This is a genomic window from Niallia sp. Marseille-Q9988 (assembly GCF_976954375.1).
The window spans coordinates 286,169-307,684 of record NZ_CDRJSZ010000007.1 but is presented as its reverse complement, the minus strand read 5'-3'; the positions used below and the strand labels follow the sequence as shown (position 1 = coordinate 307,684).

Here is a 21,516-nt window from a genome sequence, read left to right as displayed (position 1 = left end):
CTGTGAAGCGGCTCGGCGCTCGCCCCGGTGAGTCGTGCGGTAAGCCTCGGAAAACAAAAGCCTACACTAAGTTAGAATGGTTTGGTAACTACCGATTCACCAGGTAATTCACTTTTTCAGTGGCCTCGCAGCGAGGAGCATTCCTCCCCGCGGAAAGCGACCGTCTGTGGCGCAATGGAACGACTTAGTTTTTACACTTGAATATATTTAAAACCATAAATAACAGATATGAAAAAGTAGCTTTATTTAAGAGCTAAATTAGAGATTGTTCGTCTTTAAAGATTAGTTATTTAGATTTGTCCCAACCTCTTATAAAAACATACAAAAATGAGACTATACACACTGCATTCAGTAATGTGTATAGTCTCAACTTGCTTAATAAGTGGATGATCTCTCTATCTAATAGTTCATTCCATCTATTTTTGTTCTACGGGTTTCTTTAATAATCCTAACAATAACGCAGATACAACAGCACCGATTACAATTGCTAGTAGGTATAACATCGGATTTCCATCAACCAATCCAACAACAAAAATACCGCCATGTGGTGCTCTTAGTCCAATATTAAATAGCATGGATAGCCCGCCTGTTACTGCTGCTCCAATTGCTACAGATGGAATAACACGCAATGGATCTGCTGCAGCAAATGGAATGGCACCTTCTGTAATGAACGATAATCCCATAATAAAGTTTGTTAAGCCTGCATCTTTTTCTTGTTTCGTAAATTTCTTTTTAAATAAAACAGTTGCTAACGCAATTGCAAGTGGAGGAACCATACCTCCAGCCATGATTGCAGCCATTGGTTCAAAAACACCATTAGCAATAAGACCTGTACCAAAGACATATGCTGATTTATTGATTGGCCCTCCCATATCTATAGCCATCATTGCACCTAATATAATTCCAAGGAGAACAGCATTTCCTGTACCAAGATTTGATAACCAGTTAGTCATCCCTGTATTGATTGCTGAAACTGGCTCCATGATAACGTAATTCATGATAAGACCGGTAAAGAAAATTCCTAATAATGGATAGAGTAAAATCGTTTTTATACCTTCTAATGATCTTGGAAGAACTTCTAATAATTTTTTCATACCAATTACTATATAACCAGCTAAGAAACCACCGATTAAGCCACCAAGGAATCCGGCACCACCTTGTGCTGCCATAAAGCCGGCAACCATACCTGGTGCAAAGCCTGGGCGATCAGCAATACTCATTGCAATAAACCCTGCAAGAACTGGTACTAATAAGGCAAAAGCATTATCGCCACCAATGTACTTAATAACCGCTGCAAACGCATTATAGCTTGGATCATTTGGATCAGCTGAGTTATAACCGAACATAAAAGATATAGCGATTAGAATCCCGCCTCCAACAACGAATGGTAACATATTTGATACACCACTCATTAGATGTTTATAAATTTGGCCTCCAATCCCTTTTTTTCCTTCCTCTTTTCCTTCGCTAGAGCTACCAGAACCACCTTGATAAACTGGAGCTTGCTTTTTCAAAGCTCGATTAATTAATTCTTCTGGTTTACGGATACCATCTGCAACAGGGGTTTCAAGCACATGTTTTCCATTAAAACGCTCCATTTGTACTTTTGTATCTGCCGCCACAATTACGGCTGTTGCATTTTCAATTTCTTCTGCTGTCAGAACGTTTTTCGCTCCGCCAGATCCATTTGTTTCAACCTTAATGTCTACACCCATTTCAGCAGCTTTCGCTTTTAATGAATCGGCTGCCATATAAGTATGAGCAATACCAGTAGGACAAGCAGTTACTGCAACTATGAAATTCTTTTTATCTGCTATATTTTCCTCTTGTGATTCTTCCTCGACATCATAGCTATCAATAACTGCAAGAACATCCTGTTTAGAAGCAGCATTTAACAGCTTCGAACGAACTTCTTCTTTTAGCAATAAAGTTGATAGTCTTGATAATGCCTCCAAATGTGTATTATTTGCCCCGTCTGGTGCTGCAATCATAAAGAATAGATTGGCAGGCTGCCCATCTAGTGACTCATAATCAACCCCACTAGTAGATCGACCAAATGCAATAGCAGGAGATTTTACTGCACTTGTTTTTGCATGAGGAATGGCAATCCCTTCCCCAATACCTGTTGTACTTTGCTCTTCCCTTTTTAAAATAGCCTCTTTATACGTTTCTTTATCTATTAACTTTCCTGCTGAATAAAGAATATCGACTAGTTGATTGATTGCATCAATCTTTCCATTTCCTTCAATATTTAAAAGGATAGTTTCTTGCGTTAATAATTCGGTAATTTTCATCCCATAACGCTCCTTTTTCATTAATTTTCTATTTCAACCTTACTATTTTGTTAAATGAATTCCGTTTTATGCTTGTAGTTGGACTTGTGGAAGGAGACTCTCTACCTTCTCCTTTGTACATAATCCTATCGAAAATGCTGTAGCACTTCCTGAAGCAATGCTATAGCGGAAGGATTCTTTCATATCCTGTGTCTCTACATATTTAGCAAGAAATCCTGCTACCATACTATCTCCTGCACCAACAGAGCTTTGCACTTCTCCTTTTGGTACTGTACTAATTAGTTCTTCATGTTGGCTAATTAATATAGCTCCTTCGCCCGCTAAGGAAACAATTACATTTTGTGCACCCATTTCTACTAATTTTTTTCCATATGGGATTGCTTCTTGCGCATTCGTAATCGTTGTTCCAAACAAATCACCTAGCTCATGATGATTAGGCTTTATTAAAAATGGATGATACGGCAAGACTGCTTTTAGTAGCTCCCCTTCTGCATCGACAACAAATGAAACATTGTTTTCATGACAAATTTTCACAAGCTCCTCATAAGTTGTTTTCGGTAAGGTTGATGGAACGCTTCCTGCTAATACGAGTAAATCTTCTGAAGTTAAAGAAGCAATCTTATCCTTTAACGCTTGGAATTTTTCTGCAGAGATTGTTGGTCCACTTGCATTTAATTCTGTTTCCGTATCTGCTTTTAATTTCACATTGATACGTGTATCTTCTTCGACTTTCACAAAATCAGTGTCAATCTTTTCGGCAAGTAATTGCGTTTCAATGAAACTACCCGTAAAACCGCCAACAAAACCTAACGCTTTACTTTGCACGCCCATTCTTTTTAATACTTTGGAAACATTAATCCCTTTTCCACCTGCAAATTTACTTGTTTTTTCTAATCGATTAAGCTCTCCTAAATGCACTTCTTTAACTTCGATAATATAATCGACAGAAGGATTTAAGGTTAGGGTATAAATCATTCTTTCACAACCTTTATACTAGTTTTCCTTGAATATAAATCGTTTACTTCATCATCAAGGGAGTTTGTAATAATAGAAGCCTCATGCAAATTCGCTATTTTAGAAAAATAGACTTCTGAAAACTTACTGTCATCTGCGAGAAAGAATGCTTCTCTGGATAATGATAAAGCCTTGCTTTTCACCATGGCTTCCTCTTGGTCAGGTGTAGTATACCCATATTCAGGATGAATACCATTAACACCCATGAAGCATTTATCAAAACGGTAATGATCAAGACTAAGTATGGCACCACGACCCACTAATGCATTTGTCTTTTCTTTTACATACCCTCCCGTTAGGAAGGTTTGAATGCGAGCTTCTAGTAAGCTGGACAAATGCATAAGACCGTTTGTCACAACTACAATATCGCGATTTTTTAAAAATGGTAGCATTTCTGTAATGGTCGATCCTGCATCCAAATAAATGCTATCGCCATCCTCTACGAGATTTGCTGCAAAAGCTGCGATCATTTTCTTCTCTTGAACGTTTTTGAACGCTTTTTCACTCATGCTAGGCTCTTTTATTTTTCCTTGAAGCCTTGCAGCGCCACCATGTACTCTTTTTAAAAAACCTTCTTGCTCTAATTGTGTTAAATCTCGTCTAATTGTTGATTCAGATGTATTAGTAATATCTATTAACTCTTGTATTTTCACAACACTATGCTGTTTAAGCAATTGTACAATTAATTCATGCCTTTCAGGTGTTAACAAGATTATCACACTCCCTCTTCGGGTTGTCTTTCCTCTAACAACATCATAATGTAAACGATTTCGCATTTCAAGCATTTTCTTTCAAAAACAATCAAATATTATCATATTTTTGACGTTTTGTGAACGTTTTTAGTATAATCAGAATTTTCATTCAGGAAATCACAGTATAATTACCTGTATATTACCCGAATCTAGCATATTTAATTAACAATTATTAAATGTTTATGGTATCCTTTGTTCTGGTACTAAATTAATATTAATAAATGAAAAGGAATGAAAGTATGAAAAAAATCCCCTACTTCTATTTAGAATTGGTTAAAATTCTATTTTCAGCCGTACTCTTATTTGCACTATTTGGAACGGTTAATGATATGATCATAAAGCTTATTACTGGCTATTCTTATCCTAATGTTCATTTCTTGGAGAACAAACAGTCCCTTACTGGATTATTTATCTTACAATACATCGGATTTGCGTTAATTTATTTTGTTATTTATAAAAATGGCCTTTCCCTTATCAGTTTTAATAAAGGAATACAACGAAAAAAACTTCCACATGTATGGTCTAAATATTTTATAATTTTCGGAGCGGCTTTTATCCTATTATTTTATCTCGTACTTCTCCTAACCTAAATTATTTTAATAGGTATGAGTAAAATGTTTGTGGGAGAATAAATATCCTTTTTGTCTAGTTGGGGGACGCGTCCCCCAACTAGACAAAAAGGCCACCAAGCGAGAGCGCGGTAGCTGGAAAAAATTAAGCATTAAAAAAGAGAGCTTCCTTTTGTAAAGTAGAATTTGACTAGAAAACTACGAAAAGGAGAGGCTCTCATGAATCAATGTAACACAAAAATGCCATCATTAAAAGAATTGGAAAAAACTTTATTTCGAACACTACAAATGACGTTTCAAGAAATTCTTGTTCAAACATTAGAAAATTGGGATCAAGAGATTGCTCAGCAACGAGACAAAAGAAGATTTGCTTTACGAGATAAGCGAGAAATACGAGTAGATACAGCGTTTGGAGCTGTGGAGCTGAAGCGTAATTATTATTTCGATCGTGTGACCAAAAAATATATTTGTCTATTAGATCACTATTTACAGTTTCAGGGGAATAAGGGATTTAGTCCACTACTAGAAGAATGGGGGTTAGAACTAGCGACGAATGGCTCCTCCTATCGAAAGGCGGTGGAAACGTTCGAACAATTTTTAGGCTATTCGGCGATGAGCCATGAAGCATTACGGCAACATCTTCTTCAAACAAACGTACTTCCCGCTAAGGAAAAACGCCCTTTTCAAAAGGTATTGTTCGTCGAAGTAGATGGATTATATGTGAAGAGCCAAGAAAAGAAAAAGCGTGGATGGGAGTTGAAATTCGCCGCTGTGCACGAGGGATGGAAAGAAAACGGAAAGCGAGTCAGACTCCGAAATAAAAGGCATTTTCTCTATGAAGGAAAAGAACCCTTTTGGGAAGCCTTTGAAACGTTCTTACAGAATAATTATGCGTATGATCCTACCCAAACCTTGCTTATTATTAATGGCGATGGAGCAGGCTGGATAACGGCATGTCGAGAGTATTTTCGGGAACGCGCCTTTTTCACCATGGATCGTTTTCATGTCGCTCGTTCAATGAAGCAACTAATGAAGAGCCATCCTCGATACCGCTACATGAAAAGAGCGTTAAAAAACTACCAGGTAGAAACATTACTTCTAGAGTTGAATAGCGCAGTAGGAACAATGGATACACCAGAAGAAGAAGAAAAACTAGAGCATTTCCTTGCCTTTTTAACGCATCATCAGGAAACCATAAAAGATTACCGTAGTTGGTTACAGGAAAAAGGTGTGGACACGACAGCGTATCGTCCAATGGGAAGTGCAGAGGCGATGATGAATCAATTAGCCAAACGATTAAAAAATGGAAGAGCATGGAGCAAAAAAGGGGTCATGAGCATGGCGCGCTTGTGGATTGGATTGAAGGATGACCTATCCATCCAAACGATATATGGAAAATGGGAAAAGACCACGGAAAAATCAAAGAAAGAGCATCGACCGAAAAGAAAAATACCCACAAAATTAGTAACAGAAACCGTGCGTCAGAACATGCCATACTTAAATCAAGCGATTGGAAAACCCATTCACTTTGCCTTACAGGGATTAAAAGGTTTTTAAAAAAAGAAAAAAACGAAATTTTGATGAAAGAAAATGTTTAGAAAGCGGATACAAAATTAAAAGTTTTATTTTATAAAAAGGGAGCTAAAAAAACTCCCACAAAAACTTGACTCAATCTTTTAATAGAAAGTAATTGCGTAAAGATGGATTGTATGATACTATCAAATCAATATATAGTTGATAATCAACAAAATCTTACTATATATAGTTAATATAACAACTCTCAATATCCAATGTCTCTTTTTCGCTTCTTAAGAAGCGACTTTTTTTTGAAAGACATTTACATTTGTCGTAGCTAATGACAAATTCGTTTCATAGAATAGTTACGAAAAAATTTAATATGCCACAAGTTTTGGTGTCCTTATAAGGACTTAATAGGGAATTCGGTGCGAAGCCGAAGCTGTACCCGCAACTGTATGTGATACGAACTAAGAAAACCACTGAGAATATTCTTCTCGGGAAGGTCTTAGTGTAGGATAATTCACTAGCCAGGAGACCTGCCAAACACTTGTGTTTCATTACTCCGGGACTTTGAGATGATGAAACGATGGTATAAACTTAACCCCATACACACTTTTGGGATAGCTTTATGCCATCGTTTGATCCACTCAACAAGTTGAGTGGCTTTTTTTATTGGCTTTTTCTACCCTGTTGTGGAGAAATAAATAGATATCTATGCATTTCTCGCATATTCCCAAAGCAACAAAAAATGTAGAAAGTAGCTTCTAAAATTAATTACTAGGGGGTTTACTATGAAAACAATAGAAAATGATACACTTTTCCTTTTTGATGAACTAGAAAAAGACTATCACCATTTAGATTTCCAACCGCTTAAAACTCGAGCAAAACAATATGTAGAGAATAAGCATGAAATAAAGGAAGAAGAATTTATTCATCAACTTATTCTGGAAGCATTAAGCTATATGGATGAAAATTCCCCAGATTGGACTTATGTTGCTGCTCGCTTACTATTAAATGACCTATATAGACAAGGAAAGGAAAACCGTCATTCTACCAACCAAAATGCATACGAAAATTTTTACCATTTAATTGATACTTTAACCAAAAAAGGAATCTATCATCCTTCTATCCTTGATACATATACAAAAGAGGATATCACAGAGCTTGAATCAGTTATTCAACAGAAAAACGATTATTTATTTACGTATATCGGACTTCGGATGCTCTCTGATCGCTATCTAGCTCGTGATCATCAAAAACAAGTTTTCGAATTACCACAAGAGCGTTTTATGATTATTAGTATGCACTTAATGAAAAATGAACCAAAAAAGAGCCGATTAACACTGGTAAAAGAAGCTTACTGGGCACTAAGCAATCTTTATATGACCGTAGCTACTCCTACTCTATCTAATGCTGGGAAAAACTGGGGTCAATTGTCAAGCTGCTTTATCGATACAATTGATGACTCTTTACAATCTATCTATGATAGCAATACAGATATTGCAAATCTATCAAAAAACGGTGGAGGAATTGGTGTTTATCTCGGAAAAATAAGAAGTCGCGGTAGTGCTATAAAAGGATTTAAAGGTGCATCATCTGGTGTTATCCCATGGATGAAGCAGCTAAACAATACAGCTGTCAGTGTCGACCAGCTCGGGCAACGCAAAGGTGCTATAAGCGTCTATTTAGATGTTTGGCACAAAGATATCTTTTCCTTCCTAGATAGTAAACTAAATAATGGCGATGAGCGATATCGCACACATGACCTATTCACAGGAATCTGCATCCCTGATTTATTTATGGAAAAAGTAGAGAAACGGGAAGATTGGTATTTATTTGACCCTCATGAAGTAAGAACAGTAATGGGATATAATTTGGAGGATTTCTTTGATGAAGAAATGGGAAAAGGTTCATTCCGGGCAAAATATGAAGAATGTGTAAACCATCCTGATTTATCAAAGGAAATTGTTCCAGCAATTAATATTATGAAAAGTATATTAAGAAGTCAATTAGAAACTGGTACTCCCTTTATGTTTTATCGAGATGAAGTAAATCGCAAAAATCCAAATAGCCATTTAGGTATGGTTTATTGTACAAATCTTTGCACAGAAATTGTTCAAAATCAAAGTCCTACAATAGTAACAGAGCAAAAATATGAAGATGGCAGAATTATTATTGAAAAAACCCCAGGAGATTTTGTAGTCTGCAATCTTTCTTCTATAAATCTAGCAAAATCTGTTACCGCTGATGTTCTAGAACGATTAATTCCCATTCAAGTACGAATGCTTGATAACGTCATTGATTTAAATACTATTCCTGTTATCCAAGGACAGTTTACAAATCAAAAATATCGTGCTATTGGTCTTGGAACCTTTGGATGGCATCACTTACTTGCATTAGAGCAAATTAAATGGGAATCAGATGAAGCTGTATCCTATGCAGACGATTTATATGAAAAAATTAGCTATTTAACTATTTCCGCAAGCGCAGAATTAGCAAAGGAAAAAGGTGTGTATCCTGTTTTTCAAGGTTCCGATTGGGAAACTGGAGCTTATTTTACAAAAAGAGGTTATGATGCAGTAGAAAGTAAATACGATTGGGGAGCATTAAAAAGAACTGTCCACGATAGCGGATTACGCAATGGCTATTTATTAGCTGTAGCACCAAACGCATCCACTGCTTTAATCGCTGGAAGCACGCCAAGCATTGATCCAATATTCAAAAAACAATATTCAGAAGAGAAAAAAGATTATAAAATTCCTGTTACAGCACCAGATCTAAATAAGGATACAACATGGTTTTATAAATCTGCCTATTTGATTGATCAACATTGGAGTATTAAACAAACAGCTAAACGTCAAAAACATATTGATCAAGCAATATCTTTTAATCTATATGTCCAAAATACGATTAAAGCAAAAGAGTTACTAGATTTACATGTAGCAGCTTGGAAAAACGGTTTAAAAACAACCTATTATTTAAGATCTACTTCCTCTGAAGTAGAAGATTGCGATTCTTGCTCTAGCTGATTACTGTATGATAAGGAGGAAAATAAAATGGAAGAAGTCGTTAAAAAAAGACCCATTATGAATAAACAAGCACCAAATAAATCAACAGCCATTATTAATGGAGAATGCTCCAATATATTAAACTGGGATGATGTTCGCTATCAATGGGCGTTCCCGAAATACAAAAAAATGCTTGCTAATTTTTGGACACCGTTTGAAATTAATATGAGTCAAGATATGAAGCAATTCCCTGAACTATCTGACGATGAACAGGATGCATTTTTAAAGATTATTGGCTTATTAGCTTTATTAGACAGTATCCAAACAGATTATGCAGGGAAAGTAGCAGATTATTTAACAGATTCAAGCCTATCTGCTTTAATGATTATTTTGGCACAACAGGAAGTTATTCATAATCATTCCTATTCATATGTTCTATCTAGTTTAGTTCCAATGGAAAAGCAAGAGGAAGTGTTTGAATTTTGGCGAACAGAGCCAATCCTTGAAAAAAGAAATGAGTTTGTAACAAATGGATATGCTTATTTTGCAGAAAATCCAACTCCTAATAACCTATTAAAATCGATTGTATATGATGTAGTTTTAGAAGGTTTATTTTTCTATTCAGGATTTGCTTTTTTCTACCACCTAGCAAGAAATCAAAAGATGGTAGCAACTAGCACGATGATTAACTATATTAATCGTGATGAACAAATTCATGTTGATTTGTTTGTAAAAATATTCAAAGAAGTTCTAAACCAATATCCAGAATATAACAACGAAGAACTCGCCTCTTTCGTGGAGGATACGATGAAGGAAGCTGCAGAATTAGAAATTGAGTGGGCAAGATATATTATCGGCAATAAAATCGATGGAATTCTTCTGCAAGATGTAGAAGATTATATAAAGTTTTATGCGAATGTAAGAGCTAATCAGCTTGGATTTAATCGCCCATTTGAAGGTTATCGCAAAAATCCATTACGCTGGATCAAAGCATACGAAGATGTAGATTTAGGAAAATCGGATTTCTTTGAACAGAAATCACGTCAATATGTAAAAGTCAACCATGTAGACAACGGATTTGACGAGCTATAAACTAAAAATTAAAAGGAGCAACTGTCACTGTTGCTCCTTTTAATCATTTCCTGCACTCTTTGTATTTCATTCAACTAATTCTAACTTTATATATTTGTATTAGATAAATACCTTTTTAGCTCTTTGCTGTTTTTTTTCGAAATAATCTTCTTTTGTCATACAATAATAGACGCTCGTGATGATTTGATTGTTAAAAAGCTTATAGCGATCTTTTTTCTGAAAACGATATTGAAAACCACATTTTTCATTAACTCGTTTTGACTTTTTATTAAAATCAAAATGTCCACACCAGATCAAATCCAATTGCAATTGTTCAAATCCAAAAACTAAAAGATGATTAACCGCTTCTGGTACAATCCCTCTACCCCAATAGGCTGGATTTAAGGCAAACCCAACTTCACGCTGTGCTAAATGAGAAAGCCTAACATCCGGTGTACGCTTATGAAACCCAATACTGCCAATCGCTTTATTTTCCTCTTTCCAAACGATAGCATACGAATTATTATTTTGTAAAAAATAGCGAATTACATCTTTGCTTTCTTGCTCGCTTTTATGGGGAGCCCAACCTGCAAACGGACCAACATCTTCCCTTTTTGCATATTCATATAAATCTTTGTAATCCGATTCTTGCCACCTTCTTAGCAGCAATCTTTCTGTTTCAAATACGCCCATCGAAATTCACCACCATAAATGTTAAAATCTTCTCATGAATAATTTATCGTAAAGCTAGTCTTTCGTAGATATCTTGTAAAGTACGACATCCTAATTTTTGTGCCCTTTCTAAATAATGACACCATAGAATAGCAGTTAATTTAGCATCACCCAATGCATGATGACGATCGATTACTGGAATATCACTAAATGTACACCAGTCCTCCAATGTTAATATCTTTATGTTTGGTTCAACAATTTTAAATAAAAAGGCCGTATCTACAATTCGATGCTTAAAAGGCGTTTTGAAACTTTTCCAGCATGCAGATTGCATAAAGCTTTTCTCATGCGAGGAGTGATGGGCTACAAGGGTATCCTCGTCTATGAATTCAAAAAATTGTACAAGTACATCGGATAAGGGCGGGGCATCCTGCAAATCATTGGTTTGAATTCCTGTTAGGCGACTAATTTCTTCTGGTATTTCAACACCCGCATTCACTAATGTATAAAATTGTTCCTCTAGGATCTGACACCCTTGCACTTTAACTGCACCAATTGAAATAATTTGATCCCCTTTATCGGGTAAAAAACCCGTTGTTTCTATATCAAAAACAACAGCTTTTAAATTATCTAATGGCAATCTGGAAGCAACTTCAACTTTTAAATCTTTCTGAAGCTGGCGCATAAAAGCGATTTGCTGTGAATTACTTCCACTCGAGGTAGCATGCAATACACTCGAATTGACTTTTCCGTATAAATCTCTCATGTATTGAAGAAATGATTCTACTCCCATGTTAACACCCTTTTTCCATTATCCTTTGTACTTGTTGATATAATTTGATACCATTTCGCATTAACGTTTTTATTTCTTGCCTCTGTTCTTTCGATAACTGTTTGATATTCAAATAATGAACGTCTTCATATGTTTTTGCTTCTTTAAATAAAATGATTCGATATTCTAATATTCTATTAAATGAATATTCATAGGCTTTTAACCATTCGTCATATTTCTTTATCTCTCGCAAAGACTTTATTCGTTCTATTGTAGATGTTTCTTGAATTCTCTCTCGAATGGAAAGAAGTCGAATTGAATTTACATACGGCAAATACATGGTATGTTTTAAATGAATGGAGCCTTTGTGACTTCCAGATCTTTCAACGAAAAATTGGCCAAATATTCCTACCCCTTTTTTTATCCGCATCACATTATTCATAAATCTTTTTAAAAGGGCTGGATGCATAACACAATACTGATGTATATAGTTTCTTAATTCCTGAACATATTCTTGGTCTCCAAAAATTTTTCTGCTGTCATAAAAAATTTGCAAAAATCTAATCGATTCCCAGTTTTCTTTTACCAACCATTGATGTAATTGTTGTTTCCACTCTTCTAAAGATTTACACCATGTTGAATTACTGCTCATGACATTTCCTTCACAGTATGGATATCCTATCTCATCCAAAGCATCACTAATCCATTTTCCGAGTTTCATAAAATATTGATTGCAGGTTATTTCTGTTTTCTCATAAATAATCCCATGATCTTGATCGCTTAAAATCCCCTGTTCCTTTCTACCAGCACTTCCTGTTACAAACCATACAAAGGAGCACGGAGGTTCTCCATTTGTTTTAATATATTCAGAGAGGATATATTGAAATAAACAATTAAATATTCCATCATGAAATTTATTTAATTCCTTGCTATTATACCTATTTGTTTTTAAAAAAACTTCCTTTTCCTTTTTTAACTCAGTTAATCGTCTATTTTCAGAGCACATCCATGCACTTCCTTTGGTAAAAGATATTCATAGTATATTTACATTCAATTTATATTTATGTCTATCTTATCATGTTATCTTTATCCCTGACTCTTTTCATAAAGAGAAACTTTCATAAAAGGATATTTCCGTCATTCACAAATCACCATACACTATTACCTATAAAACGTATTCAAGCTGTGAACCTTATTTTCAAAATGGATTTATGGATAAACTTTAACAACTAAACAAATAAGCAATGCCCTATAGTTTAAAAAAAGATAAAAGCCCCACTTTTCAGCGAGACTCCTATCCTAGTAGGTTCAGTAGCATTATCCTTAAAAAGGGCTATTAACCATTACTTATAAGCTTTTTGTTTCTTCTTTTGATAAGAAAGTTTCAGGGTAACCATATGAACCATGTTCACTGATATCTAAGCCCATGATTTCTTCCTCTTCTGTTACACGTAGTCCGCTGACTTTCTTGATAACAAATAGGATGACATAGCTTACTGCAAAAGCGAAAAGTCCACAAGTTATTACACCAAGTGCTTGAATACCTAATTGCCCAAATCCTCCACCGTAGAAGAGACCAGCTTTACCTACGCCAGTATACTCAGCTAACTCTGCTGTCGCAAATAAACCATTTGATAACGTACCCCAAATCCCTGCTGTTCCGTGTACAGATAAGGCAAAGATTGGATCGTCAATTTTTCTACTTTCAAAGAAACGAGCACTGTAAAATACAAGAACTCCAGCAATTAAACCAATAACAACTGCTGCCCATGGTTCAACGAACGCACAAGACGCTGTAATTGCAACAAGACCAGCTAATGCCCCATTTAGCATTGTTGTGATATCAGATTTACCTAACACAATCCAAGAAATTAACAATGCTGCAACTGCACCAGCTGCTGCTGCTAAGTTTGTGTTTAATGCAACATATCCGAAAAATCCATCTGAAACAGAAACAGTACTACCAGCGTTAAATCCAAACCAACCTACCCAAAGAATCAATACACTCAGCGCAGTATAAACTTGGTTATGTCCGAATATTGGGTTAGCAGAACCGTCTGGATTATATTTACCAATACGTGGTTTTAATAGCATTGTTGCAGCTAATGCAGCCGCAGCACCAGTTAAGTGAACAACCGTTGATCCAGCAAAGTCTTGTTTGCCGTGCGTTGCTAACCAGCCGCCACCCCAAATCCAGTGTGCAATGATTGGATAAACCAAAATACCAAATAATATAGAGAAAATTAGATATACAGATAATTTCGCACGCTCTGCAAATCCTCCTAGAGCAATCGTTAAGGAAATTCCAGCAAAAGCTAGTTGGAAGACAAAGAATACGGTAGTTTGTAACCCAGCATCCTCAACTTGCCCTCCTCCATAGAAAAAGTCGCTCATCCCTACAAAGAAATTTGCATTATCTCCAAAAATGAATCCGTAACCTACAGCCCAGAATACTAATGAGGCAATTCCAAAAGTAAAGATTGTTTTTCCTGCGATATGTCCCGCATTTTTCATTCTTGTGGAACCTGCTTCTAATAATATAAATCCACCAAGCATAAAAATAACTAAAATTGCAGCAACCATTGTCCACAAGCTGTTCATCAAAAACTCTAAATTTTCCATTAAGATTCCTTCCCCCTTTATGTATATATACTTACATCAAGTGTCACATAATCTAACACTCTAATAACTTTATTTTACCTATATTAAATTTTCTGTCAATAAGAATTTGAAAAATAATTTTCTCAAAAATTAAAATATTATAACTAGTTTCATTTTATTCTACATTTTTTTGATTTTCCAATATAATTTTATGTATTTTTCACCCTATTTTAGTAAGCGTTATCATAATAACAAGTTAAACGGGCACGATTCTTCTCATTTTCCCCACTACTAATCCCGTCCTCTATAAATGTAAAAAAAGCTGACAAGAAGTCAGCTTTTCATTCGTATATTAGCAAATAAAAGTTGCACCAACGATAATTAATAAGATAAATAATACAACGATTAGCGCGAATCCGCCGCCATATCCAACACCAGCGCCATATCCGCAACCATAACCATATCCACCATAACCGTACATATATACATCTCCCTTTCTCATTTTTGTAGTATATTAACCATTTCTATAACTGGTTAACGAGGAAGGAGCCTCTATATTTTTTCTTAACTAGCTCCTCTTACAAAATTATTGTATGCAAGGATATATATTTGGGTTGGGTGAATGTCTATTTTTCCGCAAAAAACCTGCATTTGAATGAAAGCTTCCACCAAAATACAGCTACTCTTGGTCAGTAACCACTTTCTTTAGTCGCTTTGTTTGCTCATAGGGATTATCTGCCATGCTAATTTCCGAAATAATTGCAACTCCATCTGCTCCTGCTTTAATTACAGGATATGCATTATCGATCGTAATCCCGCCAATTCCTACTATTGGTATTCGAAGATTTAGTTGTTTAACTTTTTCGATAAGGGATGTTCCTTGCACTTCCTTCGCATCTTTTTTTGTGCTTGTTGCATAAATGGGACCAATGCCGATATAATCAGCTCCTGCCTCCATTGCCAGCTTTATTTCCTCTATTGAATGAGCAGATACACCTAATACCTTATTACCGATCCATTCTCGAACCTTTATTGCATTCTCATCCTCCTGGCCAATATGCACTCCATCTGCATCTAATGCTATCGCGAGTTCAATATCATCATTGACTAGAAATGGAACATTATAATGATTACATAATTTTTGCATTCTTTTTGCAAGTTGAAATTTTGCTTCTCCTTCTAATGCATCGCTTCCTTTCTCTCTAAATTGGAACACCGTAATGCCGCCCTTTAATGCTTCTTCTAGTACATAATCAGGAGCTAAGCTGCTGTTATTGCTTCCCATAATAAAATACACTTTTAGCAATTCTTTTATTTTTTCACTTGTATATATTGTCATATTTCCTCCGAATAGCTATTTGTGCCTACCTTTTACTTTCTTGGTAAGCCCAATGATTTGTCGGACCATGTCCGCTTCCTATATGAAGATCCATTTTAATTGCTTGGTGAATAAAATCTTTTCCTAATTGAAAGGCATCCTTAACTGAATAACCATTTGCAAGAGCTGCTGTTATTGCAGCAGAAAAAGTACAGCCGGTTCCATGCGTGTTTTTAGTTGGAATTCTTTTGGCCAACAAACTTGAAAAGCAAGTTCCATCATAGAGTAAATCAACAGACTCCTTTTCCTTTCCATGTCCCCCTTTAATAATGACATTGGAAACTCCCAACGCTGATAATCTTTTCGCTGCTTCTTTCCTATCCTCCATATTTTGAATATTCAATCCAGTCAATTCCTCGGCTTCTGGTATATTCGGAGTCAATACTGTAGCTATTGGTAGAAGCTTTTTTTTCATGGCATCTATTGCTTCTTTTTGAAGTAAATTAGCACCACCTTTAGCAATCATTACAGGATCTACCACCAAATTCTCCCACTTGTATTGCTTTATTTTATCTGCTACTAATTCGATAATTTCACTATTAAACAGCATCCCTGTTTTTAAAGCATCTGGCTTTAAATCAACAGCTATGCATTCTATTTGTTGTTCAATCGCCTCCAATGACATTGGATACACTCCATCTACCCCCAGTGTATTTTGTGCTGTTACAGCTGTAATAGCACTCATTCCAAACACTTTAAGCTCTTGAAATGTTTTTAAATCGGCCTGAATCCCAGCTCCTCCTCCACTATCAGATCCTGCGATTGTTAATGCTTTTGCAGTAGTCATTGATGTGCCTCCTCTTCTATTTCCACTTTCATCCATTTCTTTACATCAGCTTCGTTAATTTTCGCTAATCGATTTAATAATTCCATTTGAAAACTTCCTGGACCATCCTCTTTCGTTTTTTCAAAGGCAAGTTCTGCAGCGATCCCATATGTAACTAAAGCAGCTGTAGAAGATAGTAATATATCTCCTTCCACAGCAATAAAGGCTCCGAGAATGGCTGAAAGTAAGCAGCCGGTTCCTGTAACTTTTGTCAACATCTCATGACCGTTACCAACGAGAGTAAGTTTCCCGTTAACGGATACGACATCTTGTTCACCCGTAATGACAACAGGTACTTGTAAAAGCTTTGATGCTTCTAACGCAATTTCACGATTATCATGTACATTTACAGAGTCAACACCTCTCACTTCCGCTTTTATCCCAGCAACATTAGCTATCTCTGCTGCATTGCCTCGAAGTAATGTAATATCTACTTCCTTCATAATGCGATGGACAGATTCTGTACGATACCTAGTTGCACCTGCTCCAACAGGATCCAGAATAACAGGTGTATTGGCGACATTTGCGGCCTTTCCGGCAATAATCATGCTCTCCACATTTCCAGCCGTTAATGTACCGATATTAAGTACAAGGGCATCTGCTACTGTTGCCATATCTGCAACTTCTTCCTTTGCATATGCCATTACTGGTGAAGCCCCTAATGCCAATAACCCATTTGCTGTAAAATTTGTAACTACTACATTCGTAATATTATGAATAAGTGGTATTTTATTTCTTACTCTTGTTATTACTATTGGAATCATTTCATATATTTCGTTCATCTAATAACTCATTCCCTTCTTGTTTCTTTATTAATAGTTTTATTTACTTCCTACTATTATCACTATATAAAATTATACATAGTAAAAAAGCCATAACTGACTGTAATGTAAAGCACGCGAAAAAATAGGAAGCTACGTGCTAATTTCAGCAATTATGACAAAAATAAAAACACTACGCCTAAGCAAAGTGTTCTTCTATACTAGACACCTCCCTACGCTGGCATTATCCAACAGGTTCATTCGGTCAATGGCAGAATAGCCATACTCTCAGCCTGTTTCAAACAAGCTCCCGATTCTTATTCAATTGATTTCATTTAAATTTTAGCGAAAATATTCGAATAATGCAAGAATTGTAGGCTAATAGTTTGAGTCAAGTATTTGTGGGAGAAATTTTTTATCGTCGGAATTTCTCTCTTTTTCAGTGTGTTTGCTATCTCTATTGTTAACGCTTTCTATACTTACTCTATTTATAGTCAGGCTGTTTTCGTAAAATTTTTTGGGATCAATAGACCGTTCCTTTCCGCTACAGGCACTTGCTTTCCGCGGGGAGGAAGTCGAGCCTCCTCGCCGTTCCGGCTGTGGGGTCTCGACCTTTCCTCTATGTCCCGCAGGAGTCAAGTGCCTTTCGCTCCAATCCACTCTGCGTTTTCTATGTTGTTAAAATCCATAACCTTTTAGAATACAGTTTACAGTTAAACGTCGACAATCCTTTTTAAAATCCTTGTAATGCTTTTAACGCATGATATAGTGGCTTTCCTGTTGTTTGACTCAAATAGGCAATGTTTTGTCTTGTTGCCTGTCCTGCTGTTTTGGTTAGTTTTTCACGGTAGTATTTTGGTTTTATATGATTTGATTCCTTCTCTTCCAATCGTTTCGTCATTGTTCCGATCAGTGTTTTAATATCTAATCCATCTTTTAAGCCAACCATGAATCGAATAAATGCATCTATTCCTTTTTCACTCCATGCCCTTCCGTTTTTCAGACGCTTGGCAAACACACTCATGGTTCCTTCTGCGCTGCCCATCGGACGCATATCACTCGTATCTATTCCTTGTTCCTGTAACCAAATTCTATAGTCTCCAAGTGCCTCGGGATATGGAGAAAGCTGGTTAATTAATGCTTCTAATCGTTCTTCTTTTTTCTCTGTATCCAGGGTCGCCACTGCACTATTTAACTCTACTAATAATCCCTCTCCATCATACTTAGCTAGCTTTTTTCGTATCGCTTTATATCTAGGATGTTCTTTAAAAATACGTTGGATTTCTCGAGCTACGTGGAATCTGTCTATCGTGAAAAAAGCTTTCTTTTGAAAATACTCTCTGCACGCAGTTATCCAACTAGCTCCGTCCCCATTGATAGCTAAAAGATGAGTAGTTGGATCGTAATGATACGTATCCATTAAAAATTGTTCTAACTCTTCCCAGAAAGGTGCTTCTGCTTTATGAATAAAATGCCGTTTTCCCACAAGACTGGCTCTCTTTCCATTCATAGACCAACCTTCATGGATAGCTGCGATCTTTTCTTCTCGTCCGCGCTTCTTACCACCTTGCCGTTTAATAAATAAGCCATCTACTTCGATAAATAATACCTTTCTTTTTGGTTCGATTGGCAAGCTCGGTACAACTTCTGTTTGTAATAAATGTTGACGAATCGCTTCATGACTAGCTACAGAGTATCCAAGTAATTTTTCTAACGTAGAAGATGCATGTCTGTATGATGGCCCAGTAACCGCCAATTCCATCGCCATTTCTTCCACAACTGGACTAAATCCTTTACCGCCCTCAAACTGTAAATATTGATCTAATAAATAGACATATTTGTTGCCGATACGATCCCAATAGTAATTTCGCTTAATTGAAACAGATCCAAATAAGGTGTCCATCTGAATCGCTCTCTTATCTTTGAGTTGATATCTTCCTTTATCTCGTTGTTCAGCTATTTCTCTGTCATACCCAGTTAACAGCTCCTCGAGAACTTCCGAAAAAGTTTCCTGTAATGTTTTAAATAAATCACTTTCTATTTCTTTTAATGTAGGTAGTTTTATGGTATTTTGTTTCATAGGGACTTTCTCCTTTTGTATGTTTTGTCCGCAAACACTACTATACAAAAAGAAAGTCCCTTTTTCTTTATTTTTGCTCATACTACCGCGCTTGCGTTTGGTTGGCGGTCTAACGACCACCAACCAAACCAGAGGGTAAATTATTTTCTACCCACAAACATTTTACTCATACAGGCTAATAGTCTAATGCATATAAATAATCTTCCTCAGGTGCTACCGTTTTTTCAGCTTTATCCATTTTAATCACTGGAATCACTTGACCTTCATATTCCTTCTTATCCAATTTCCCTTTTAATGAAAACCATTGATCGCTTTGTAAACCACCAACATCTCCTTCTATCAAATAGCCGTATATTCCAAGGTCAGCAATGCAATGTGTCATGACATATCTTGCAATGACCGCCTCCTTATCCGTAAAGGATTCCTGTCGATGAATGAAGCCGGTAATCGTGATTTCTTTTCCAATCATATTGTCCAAATTACTGTTAATCCTATCCATCGATTGCAGATAATTATCATCATCTATTATCATCATGTCTTCCTCCGCCTCAGAAATAGCTTGACTTACAGAAGACGTCTGTCCATGTTCGTATTGAACATTGGGAAGAATGCTCTTGTTAAACGACATATCTTGTAAGGTGAAAAACAAAAATAACGGACTAAAAAATATGAAATAAGACAGTGCTAGGTTCATTAACGAAGCATTTTCATCACACACATCACAGTCACAATCTGCTCCCTTTAAATTGCTATTTAGCAAACGAAAAAAGCCGAGAAAAAATAACAAGAACATCGTGATATATAGAAACGGAACCATATTAGGCTCAACAAGTCGCGTCACATCACCTGTTACCAACAATTTAAAAATAAGGAGACTAAAGCCAATCAGCACAATCCCTTGCAGCTCATTCGCCAATTGCCATGTTGGACTCCATTTGATTTTCACCGCTTTTCCTCCTTATTTTGAATTAATCTAACATAAAATGAACTTCCTTAATAGAAGTTTTCGAACTTTCAGCAATAGATTCACTTAATTCTCTACCTTAAAAAGAAACAAGTCTCTTTTACCGAAGTTTAAGAGGGTGATAAAAAGAATCCTGATAATACAGATAGGATATATACAACAATCGTCACAATCAATATAAATAATAGGACAAACTTGATTCGAAAGGAAGCCATCATAACGAATGTATTTTTAAAATCGAGAATCGGTCCAAACACCAAAAAGCTAATAATTGCTTCAGGGGTAAACGTCCTTGAAAAGGAAGCTGCCACAAAAGCATCTGCTTCTGAGCATAAGGATAATACATATGCCAGACCCATCATAACTGCAGTTCCTTCAATCGATGATTCTCCTGCTTGCATAATATAGCTATCCTTTAAATATACTTGAGCTACACTCGCAAAAACTGCTCCGATAATAAAATATTTGCCAATTGTAAAGAATTCATGGCATGTATGATGCAGAATGCCTTTCCACTTCGAATCACCTTTATTCTCATTAACCGGAACCGATGACATTAAATCCTCTCGGTGTGTTTTTAATACCTTTTGCTTAGAAAAAAGCATGTAAATAATAAAACTTACTATGATGCTTGCTAAAACACAAATAATAAAACGCCCATATGCAATCGATATATTATTTTGGAAAGCATAGTATGTACTCCCAAAAACAATGAAGTTTAGAATCGGCGCCCCCATTAATAACACCACACCAATATGAACCGGAATACCTTTTTGGATCAGCCTGCGAACAACTGGGATGATCGCACATTCACACACTGGTGTAATTAATGCAGCAATTAATGCCACTATAATTGCTATAAAGGGATTTTTAGGCATGATTCTTGCTATCGTTTCTTCCGAAATATAGAGATTGATAATAGAGGAAGCAATTGCCCCTAACAATAAAAACGGTAAAGCCTCCAGAAAAATTCCTAAAAAAAAGACAAAAATGGTTTTAATCTGATCTGGCATCTCAAAATTGATTTTATTTGCAACATATATATCTCCGAAAAAAAACAAATACATTAAAGCCATAAACAAGCCAAATATAAAAATATCCTTTAAACGAGTTGGGATGGACATAGTATGCTCCTTTTCTTACATCGGTCTACTATTACTTATTACATATCTATGCTTGTCCTAACCAATTATGCATACATACCATAAAAAGAGTGTAGGCTTATAAGGTTCCATA

18 protein-coding genes and 2 riboswitches are annotated in these 21,516 nt (G+C 36.0%); of the genes, 4 read left to right on the top strand and 14 right to left on the bottom strand.

What is annotated here, in order from left to right; all coding sequences use genetic code 11:
• Positions 1 to 416: 416 nt before the first annotated feature.
• The 3 genes from ACWNMZ_RS15165 to ACWNMZ_RS15155 form a co-directional block, all read right to left on the bottom strand.
• Positions 417 to 2,294: a PTS fructose transporter subunit IIABC gene (locus ACWNMZ_RS15165; protein WP_251628746.1), complete on the bottom strand. Its 1,878-nt coding sequence runs from the start codon at positions 2,292 to 2,294 to the stop codon at positions 417 to 419.
• Positions 2,295 to 2,360: 66 nt separating this feature from the next.
• On the bottom strand, positions 2,361 to 3,269 hold the full coding sequence (pfkB, locus tag ACWNMZ_RS15160) for a 1-phosphofructokinase (RefSeq protein ID WP_031536756.1): 909 nt from the start codon (positions 3,267 to 3,269) through the stop codon (positions 2,361 to 2,363).
• Positions 3,266 to 4,093: a DeoR/GlpR family DNA-binding transcription regulator gene (locus ACWNMZ_RS15155; RefSeq protein WP_251628744.1), complete on the bottom strand. Its 828-nt coding sequence runs from the start codon at positions 4,091 to 4,093 to the stop codon at positions 3,266 to 3,268. Before ACWNMZ_RS15155 ends, pfkB begins: the two co-directional genes overlap by 4 nt.
• A 206-nt stretch (positions 4,094 to 4,299) precedes the next feature.
• On the opposite strand from ACWNMZ_RS15155, the gene ACWNMZ_RS15150 reads away from it, so the two are divergent.
• From ACWNMZ_RS15150 to ACWNMZ_RS15135, 4 genes are all read left to right on the top strand, one after another.
• The gene (locus tag ACWNMZ_RS15150; protein ID WP_031536754.1) at positions 4,300 to 4,650 is read left to right on the top strand and encodes a hypothetical protein; all 351 of its coding nucleotides are present in this window, start codon (positions 4,300 to 4,302) and stop codon (positions 4,648 to 4,650) included.
• Positions 4,651 to 4,848: 198 nt separating this feature from the next.
• On the top strand, positions 4,849 to 6,186 hold the full coding sequence (locus ACWNMZ_RS15145) for an ISLre2 family transposase (RefSeq protein WP_251628884.1): 1,338 nt from the start codon (positions 4,849 to 4,851) through the stop codon (positions 6,184 to 6,186).
• A gap of 336 nt (positions 6,187 to 6,522) precedes the next feature.
• A riboswitch (cobalamin riboswitch) is annotated at positions 6,523 to 6,706 on the top strand.
• Between the two features lie 232 nt (positions 6,707 to 6,938).
• Positions 6,939 to 9,176, top strand: a complete 2,238-nt coding sequence (locus ACWNMZ_RS15140; protein WP_251630120.1) for a ribonucleoside-diphosphate reductase subunit alpha — start codon at positions 6,939 to 6,941, stop codon at positions 9,174 to 9,176.
• A 27-nt stretch (positions 9,177 to 9,203) separates the two neighbouring features.
• Positions 9,204 to 10,247: a ribonucleotide-diphosphate reductase subunit beta gene (locus ACWNMZ_RS15135; protein WP_235252258.1), complete on the top strand. Its 1,044-nt coding sequence runs from the start codon at positions 9,204 to 9,206 to the stop codon at positions 10,245 to 10,247.
• A 99-nt stretch (positions 10,248 to 10,346) separates the two neighbouring features.
• Here the strand turns inward: ACWNMZ_RS15135 and ACWNMZ_RS15130 are convergent, their stop codons facing one another.
• The 11 genes from ACWNMZ_RS15130 to ACWNMZ_RS15080 form a co-directional block, all read right to left on the bottom strand.
• Positions 10,347 to 10,919 carry a GNAT family N-acetyltransferase gene (locus tag ACWNMZ_RS15130; RefSeq protein ID WP_048716696.1) on the bottom strand — a complete coding sequence of 191 codons (573 nt, stop codon included), beginning with the start codon at positions 10,917 to 10,919 and terminating at the stop codon, positions 10,347 to 10,349.
• A 43-nt stretch (positions 10,920 to 10,962) separates the two neighbouring features.
• On the bottom strand, positions 10,963 to 11,691 hold the full coding sequence (locus ACWNMZ_RS15125) for an exonuclease domain-containing protein (RefSeq protein WP_031536750.1): 729 nt from the start codon (positions 11,689 to 11,691) through the stop codon (positions 10,963 to 10,965).
• A 1-nt stretch (position 11,692) separates the two neighbouring features.
• Complete coding sequence (locus tag ACWNMZ_RS15120) at positions 11,693 to 12,676, bottom strand: DUF294 nucleotidyltransferase-like domain-containing protein (RefSeq protein WP_235252260.1); 984 nt, start codon at positions 12,674 to 12,676, stop codon at positions 11,693 to 11,695.
• 341 nt (positions 12,677 to 13,017) lie between these two features.
• Positions 13,018 to 14,292, bottom strand: a complete 1,275-nt coding sequence (locus ACWNMZ_RS15115; protein ID WP_031536748.1) for an ammonium transporter — start codon at positions 14,290 to 14,292, stop codon at positions 13,018 to 13,020.
• 331 nt (positions 14,293 to 14,623) lie between these two features.
• Positions 14,624 to 14,752, bottom strand: coding sequence for a YjcZ family sporulation protein (locus tag ACWNMZ_RS15110; protein ID WP_081836594.1), 129 nt, complete (start codon positions 14,750 to 14,752; stop codon positions 14,624 to 14,626).
• 198 nt (positions 14,753 to 14,950) lie between these two features.
• Positions 14,951 to 15,610, bottom strand: a complete 660-nt coding sequence (gene thiE, locus ACWNMZ_RS15105; protein WP_031536747.1) for a thiamine phosphate synthase — start codon at positions 15,608 to 15,610, stop codon at positions 14,951 to 14,953.
• Between the two features lie 25 nt (positions 15,611 to 15,635).
• On the bottom strand, positions 15,636 to 16,436 hold the full coding sequence (gene thiD / locus ACWNMZ_RS15100) for a bifunctional hydroxymethylpyrimidine kinase/phosphomethylpyrimidine kinase (protein ID WP_235252262.1): 801 nt from the start codon (positions 16,434 to 16,436) through the stop codon (positions 15,636 to 15,638).
• A complete protein-coding gene (gene thiM / locus ACWNMZ_RS15095) occupies positions 16,433 to 17,257 on the bottom strand; it encodes a hydroxyethylthiazole kinase (protein ID WP_031536745.1) in 825 nt (274 codons plus the stop codon). Before thiM ends, thiD begins: the two co-directional genes overlap by 4 nt.
• Before the next feature lie 192 nt (positions 17,258 to 17,449).
• Positions 17,450 to 17,560: riboswitch (TPP riboswitch) on the bottom strand.
• 409 nt (positions 17,561 to 17,969) lie between these two features.
• Positions 17,970 to 19,316 carry an ISLre2 family transposase gene (locus ACWNMZ_RS15090; RefSeq protein ID WP_048717475.1) on the bottom strand — a complete coding sequence of 449 codons (1,347 nt, stop codon included), beginning with the start codon at positions 19,314 to 19,316 and terminating at the stop codon, positions 17,970 to 17,972.
• 175 nt (positions 19,317 to 19,491) lie between these two features.
• Positions 19,492 to 20,262 carry a TIGR03943 family putative permease subunit gene (locus tag ACWNMZ_RS15085; protein ID WP_251630045.1) on the bottom strand — a complete coding sequence of 257 codons (771 nt, stop codon included), beginning with the start codon at positions 20,260 to 20,262 and terminating at the stop codon, positions 19,492 to 19,494.
• Between the two features lie 128 nt (positions 20,263 to 20,390).
• Entirely contained in the window at positions 20,391 to 21,404 is a 1,014-nt protein-coding gene (locus ACWNMZ_RS15080; RefSeq protein WP_235252264.1) for a permease, read from the bottom strand.
• Between the last annotated feature and the right edge of the window lie 112 nt (positions 21,405 to 21,516).

Excerpts from the sequence above, each read along its gene's own strand:
- ACWNMZ_RS15165 (WP_251628746.1), bottom strand. The coding sequence starts at position 2,294 with ATGAAAATTACCGAATTATTAACGCAAGAAACTATCCTTTTAAATATT.
- pfkB (WP_031536756.1), bottom strand. The coding sequence starts at position 3,269 with ATGATTTATACCCTAACCTTAAATCCTTCTGTCGATTATATTATCGAA.
- ACWNMZ_RS15155 (WP_251628744.1), bottom strand. The coding sequence starts at position 4,093 with ATGCTTGAAATGCGAAATCGTTTACATTATGATGTTGTTAGAGGAAAG.
- ACWNMZ_RS15150 (WP_031536754.1), top strand. The coding sequence starts at position 4,300 with ATGAAAAAAATCCCCTACTTCTATTTAGAATTGGTTAAAATTCTATTT.
- ACWNMZ_RS15145 (WP_251628884.1), top strand. The coding sequence starts at position 4,849 with ATGAATCAATGTAACACAAAAATGCCATCATTAAAAGAATTGGAAAAA.
- ACWNMZ_RS15140 (WP_251630120.1), top strand. The coding sequence starts at position 6,939 with ATGAAAACAATAGAAAATGATACACTTTTCCTTTTTGATGAACTAGAA.
- ACWNMZ_RS15135 (WP_235252258.1), top strand. The coding sequence starts at position 9,204 with ATGGAAGAAGTCGTTAAAAAAAGACCCATTATGAATAAACAAGCACCA.
- ACWNMZ_RS15130 (WP_048716696.1), bottom strand. The coding sequence starts at position 10,919 with ATGGGCGTATTTGAAACAGAAAGATTGCTGCTAAGAAGGTGGCAAGAA.
- ACWNMZ_RS15125 (WP_031536750.1), bottom strand. The coding sequence starts at position 11,691 with ATGGGAGTAGAATCATTTCTTCAATACATGAGAGATTTATACGGAAAA.
- ACWNMZ_RS15120 (WP_235252260.1), bottom strand. The coding sequence starts at position 12,676 with ATGTGCTCTGAAAATAGACGATTAACTGAGTTAAAAAAGGAAAAGGAA.
- ACWNMZ_RS15115 (WP_031536748.1), bottom strand. The coding sequence starts at position 14,292 with ATGGAAAATTTAGAGTTTTTGATGAACAGCTTGTGGACAATGGTTGCT.
- ACWNMZ_RS15110 (WP_081836594.1), bottom strand. The coding sequence starts at position 14,752 with ATGTACGGTTATGGTGGATATGGTTATGGTTGCGGATATGGCGCTGGT.
- thiE (WP_031536747.1), bottom strand. The coding sequence starts at position 15,610 with ATGACAATATATACAAGTGAAAAAATAAAAGAATTGCTAAAAGTGTAT.
- thiD (WP_235252262.1), bottom strand. The coding sequence starts at position 16,436 with ATGACTACTGCAAAAGCATTAACAATCGCAGGATCTGATAGTGGAGGA.
- thiM (WP_031536745.1), bottom strand. The coding sequence starts at position 17,257 with ATGAACGAAATATATGAAATGATTCCAATAGTAATAACAAGAGTAAGA.
- ACWNMZ_RS15090 (WP_048717475.1), bottom strand. The coding sequence starts at position 19,316 with ATGAAACAAAATACCATAAAACTACCTACATTAAAAGAAATAGAAAGT.
- ACWNMZ_RS15080 (WP_235252264.1), bottom strand. The coding sequence starts at position 21,404 with ATGTCCATCCCAACTCGTTTAAAGGATATTTTTATATTTGGCTTGTTT.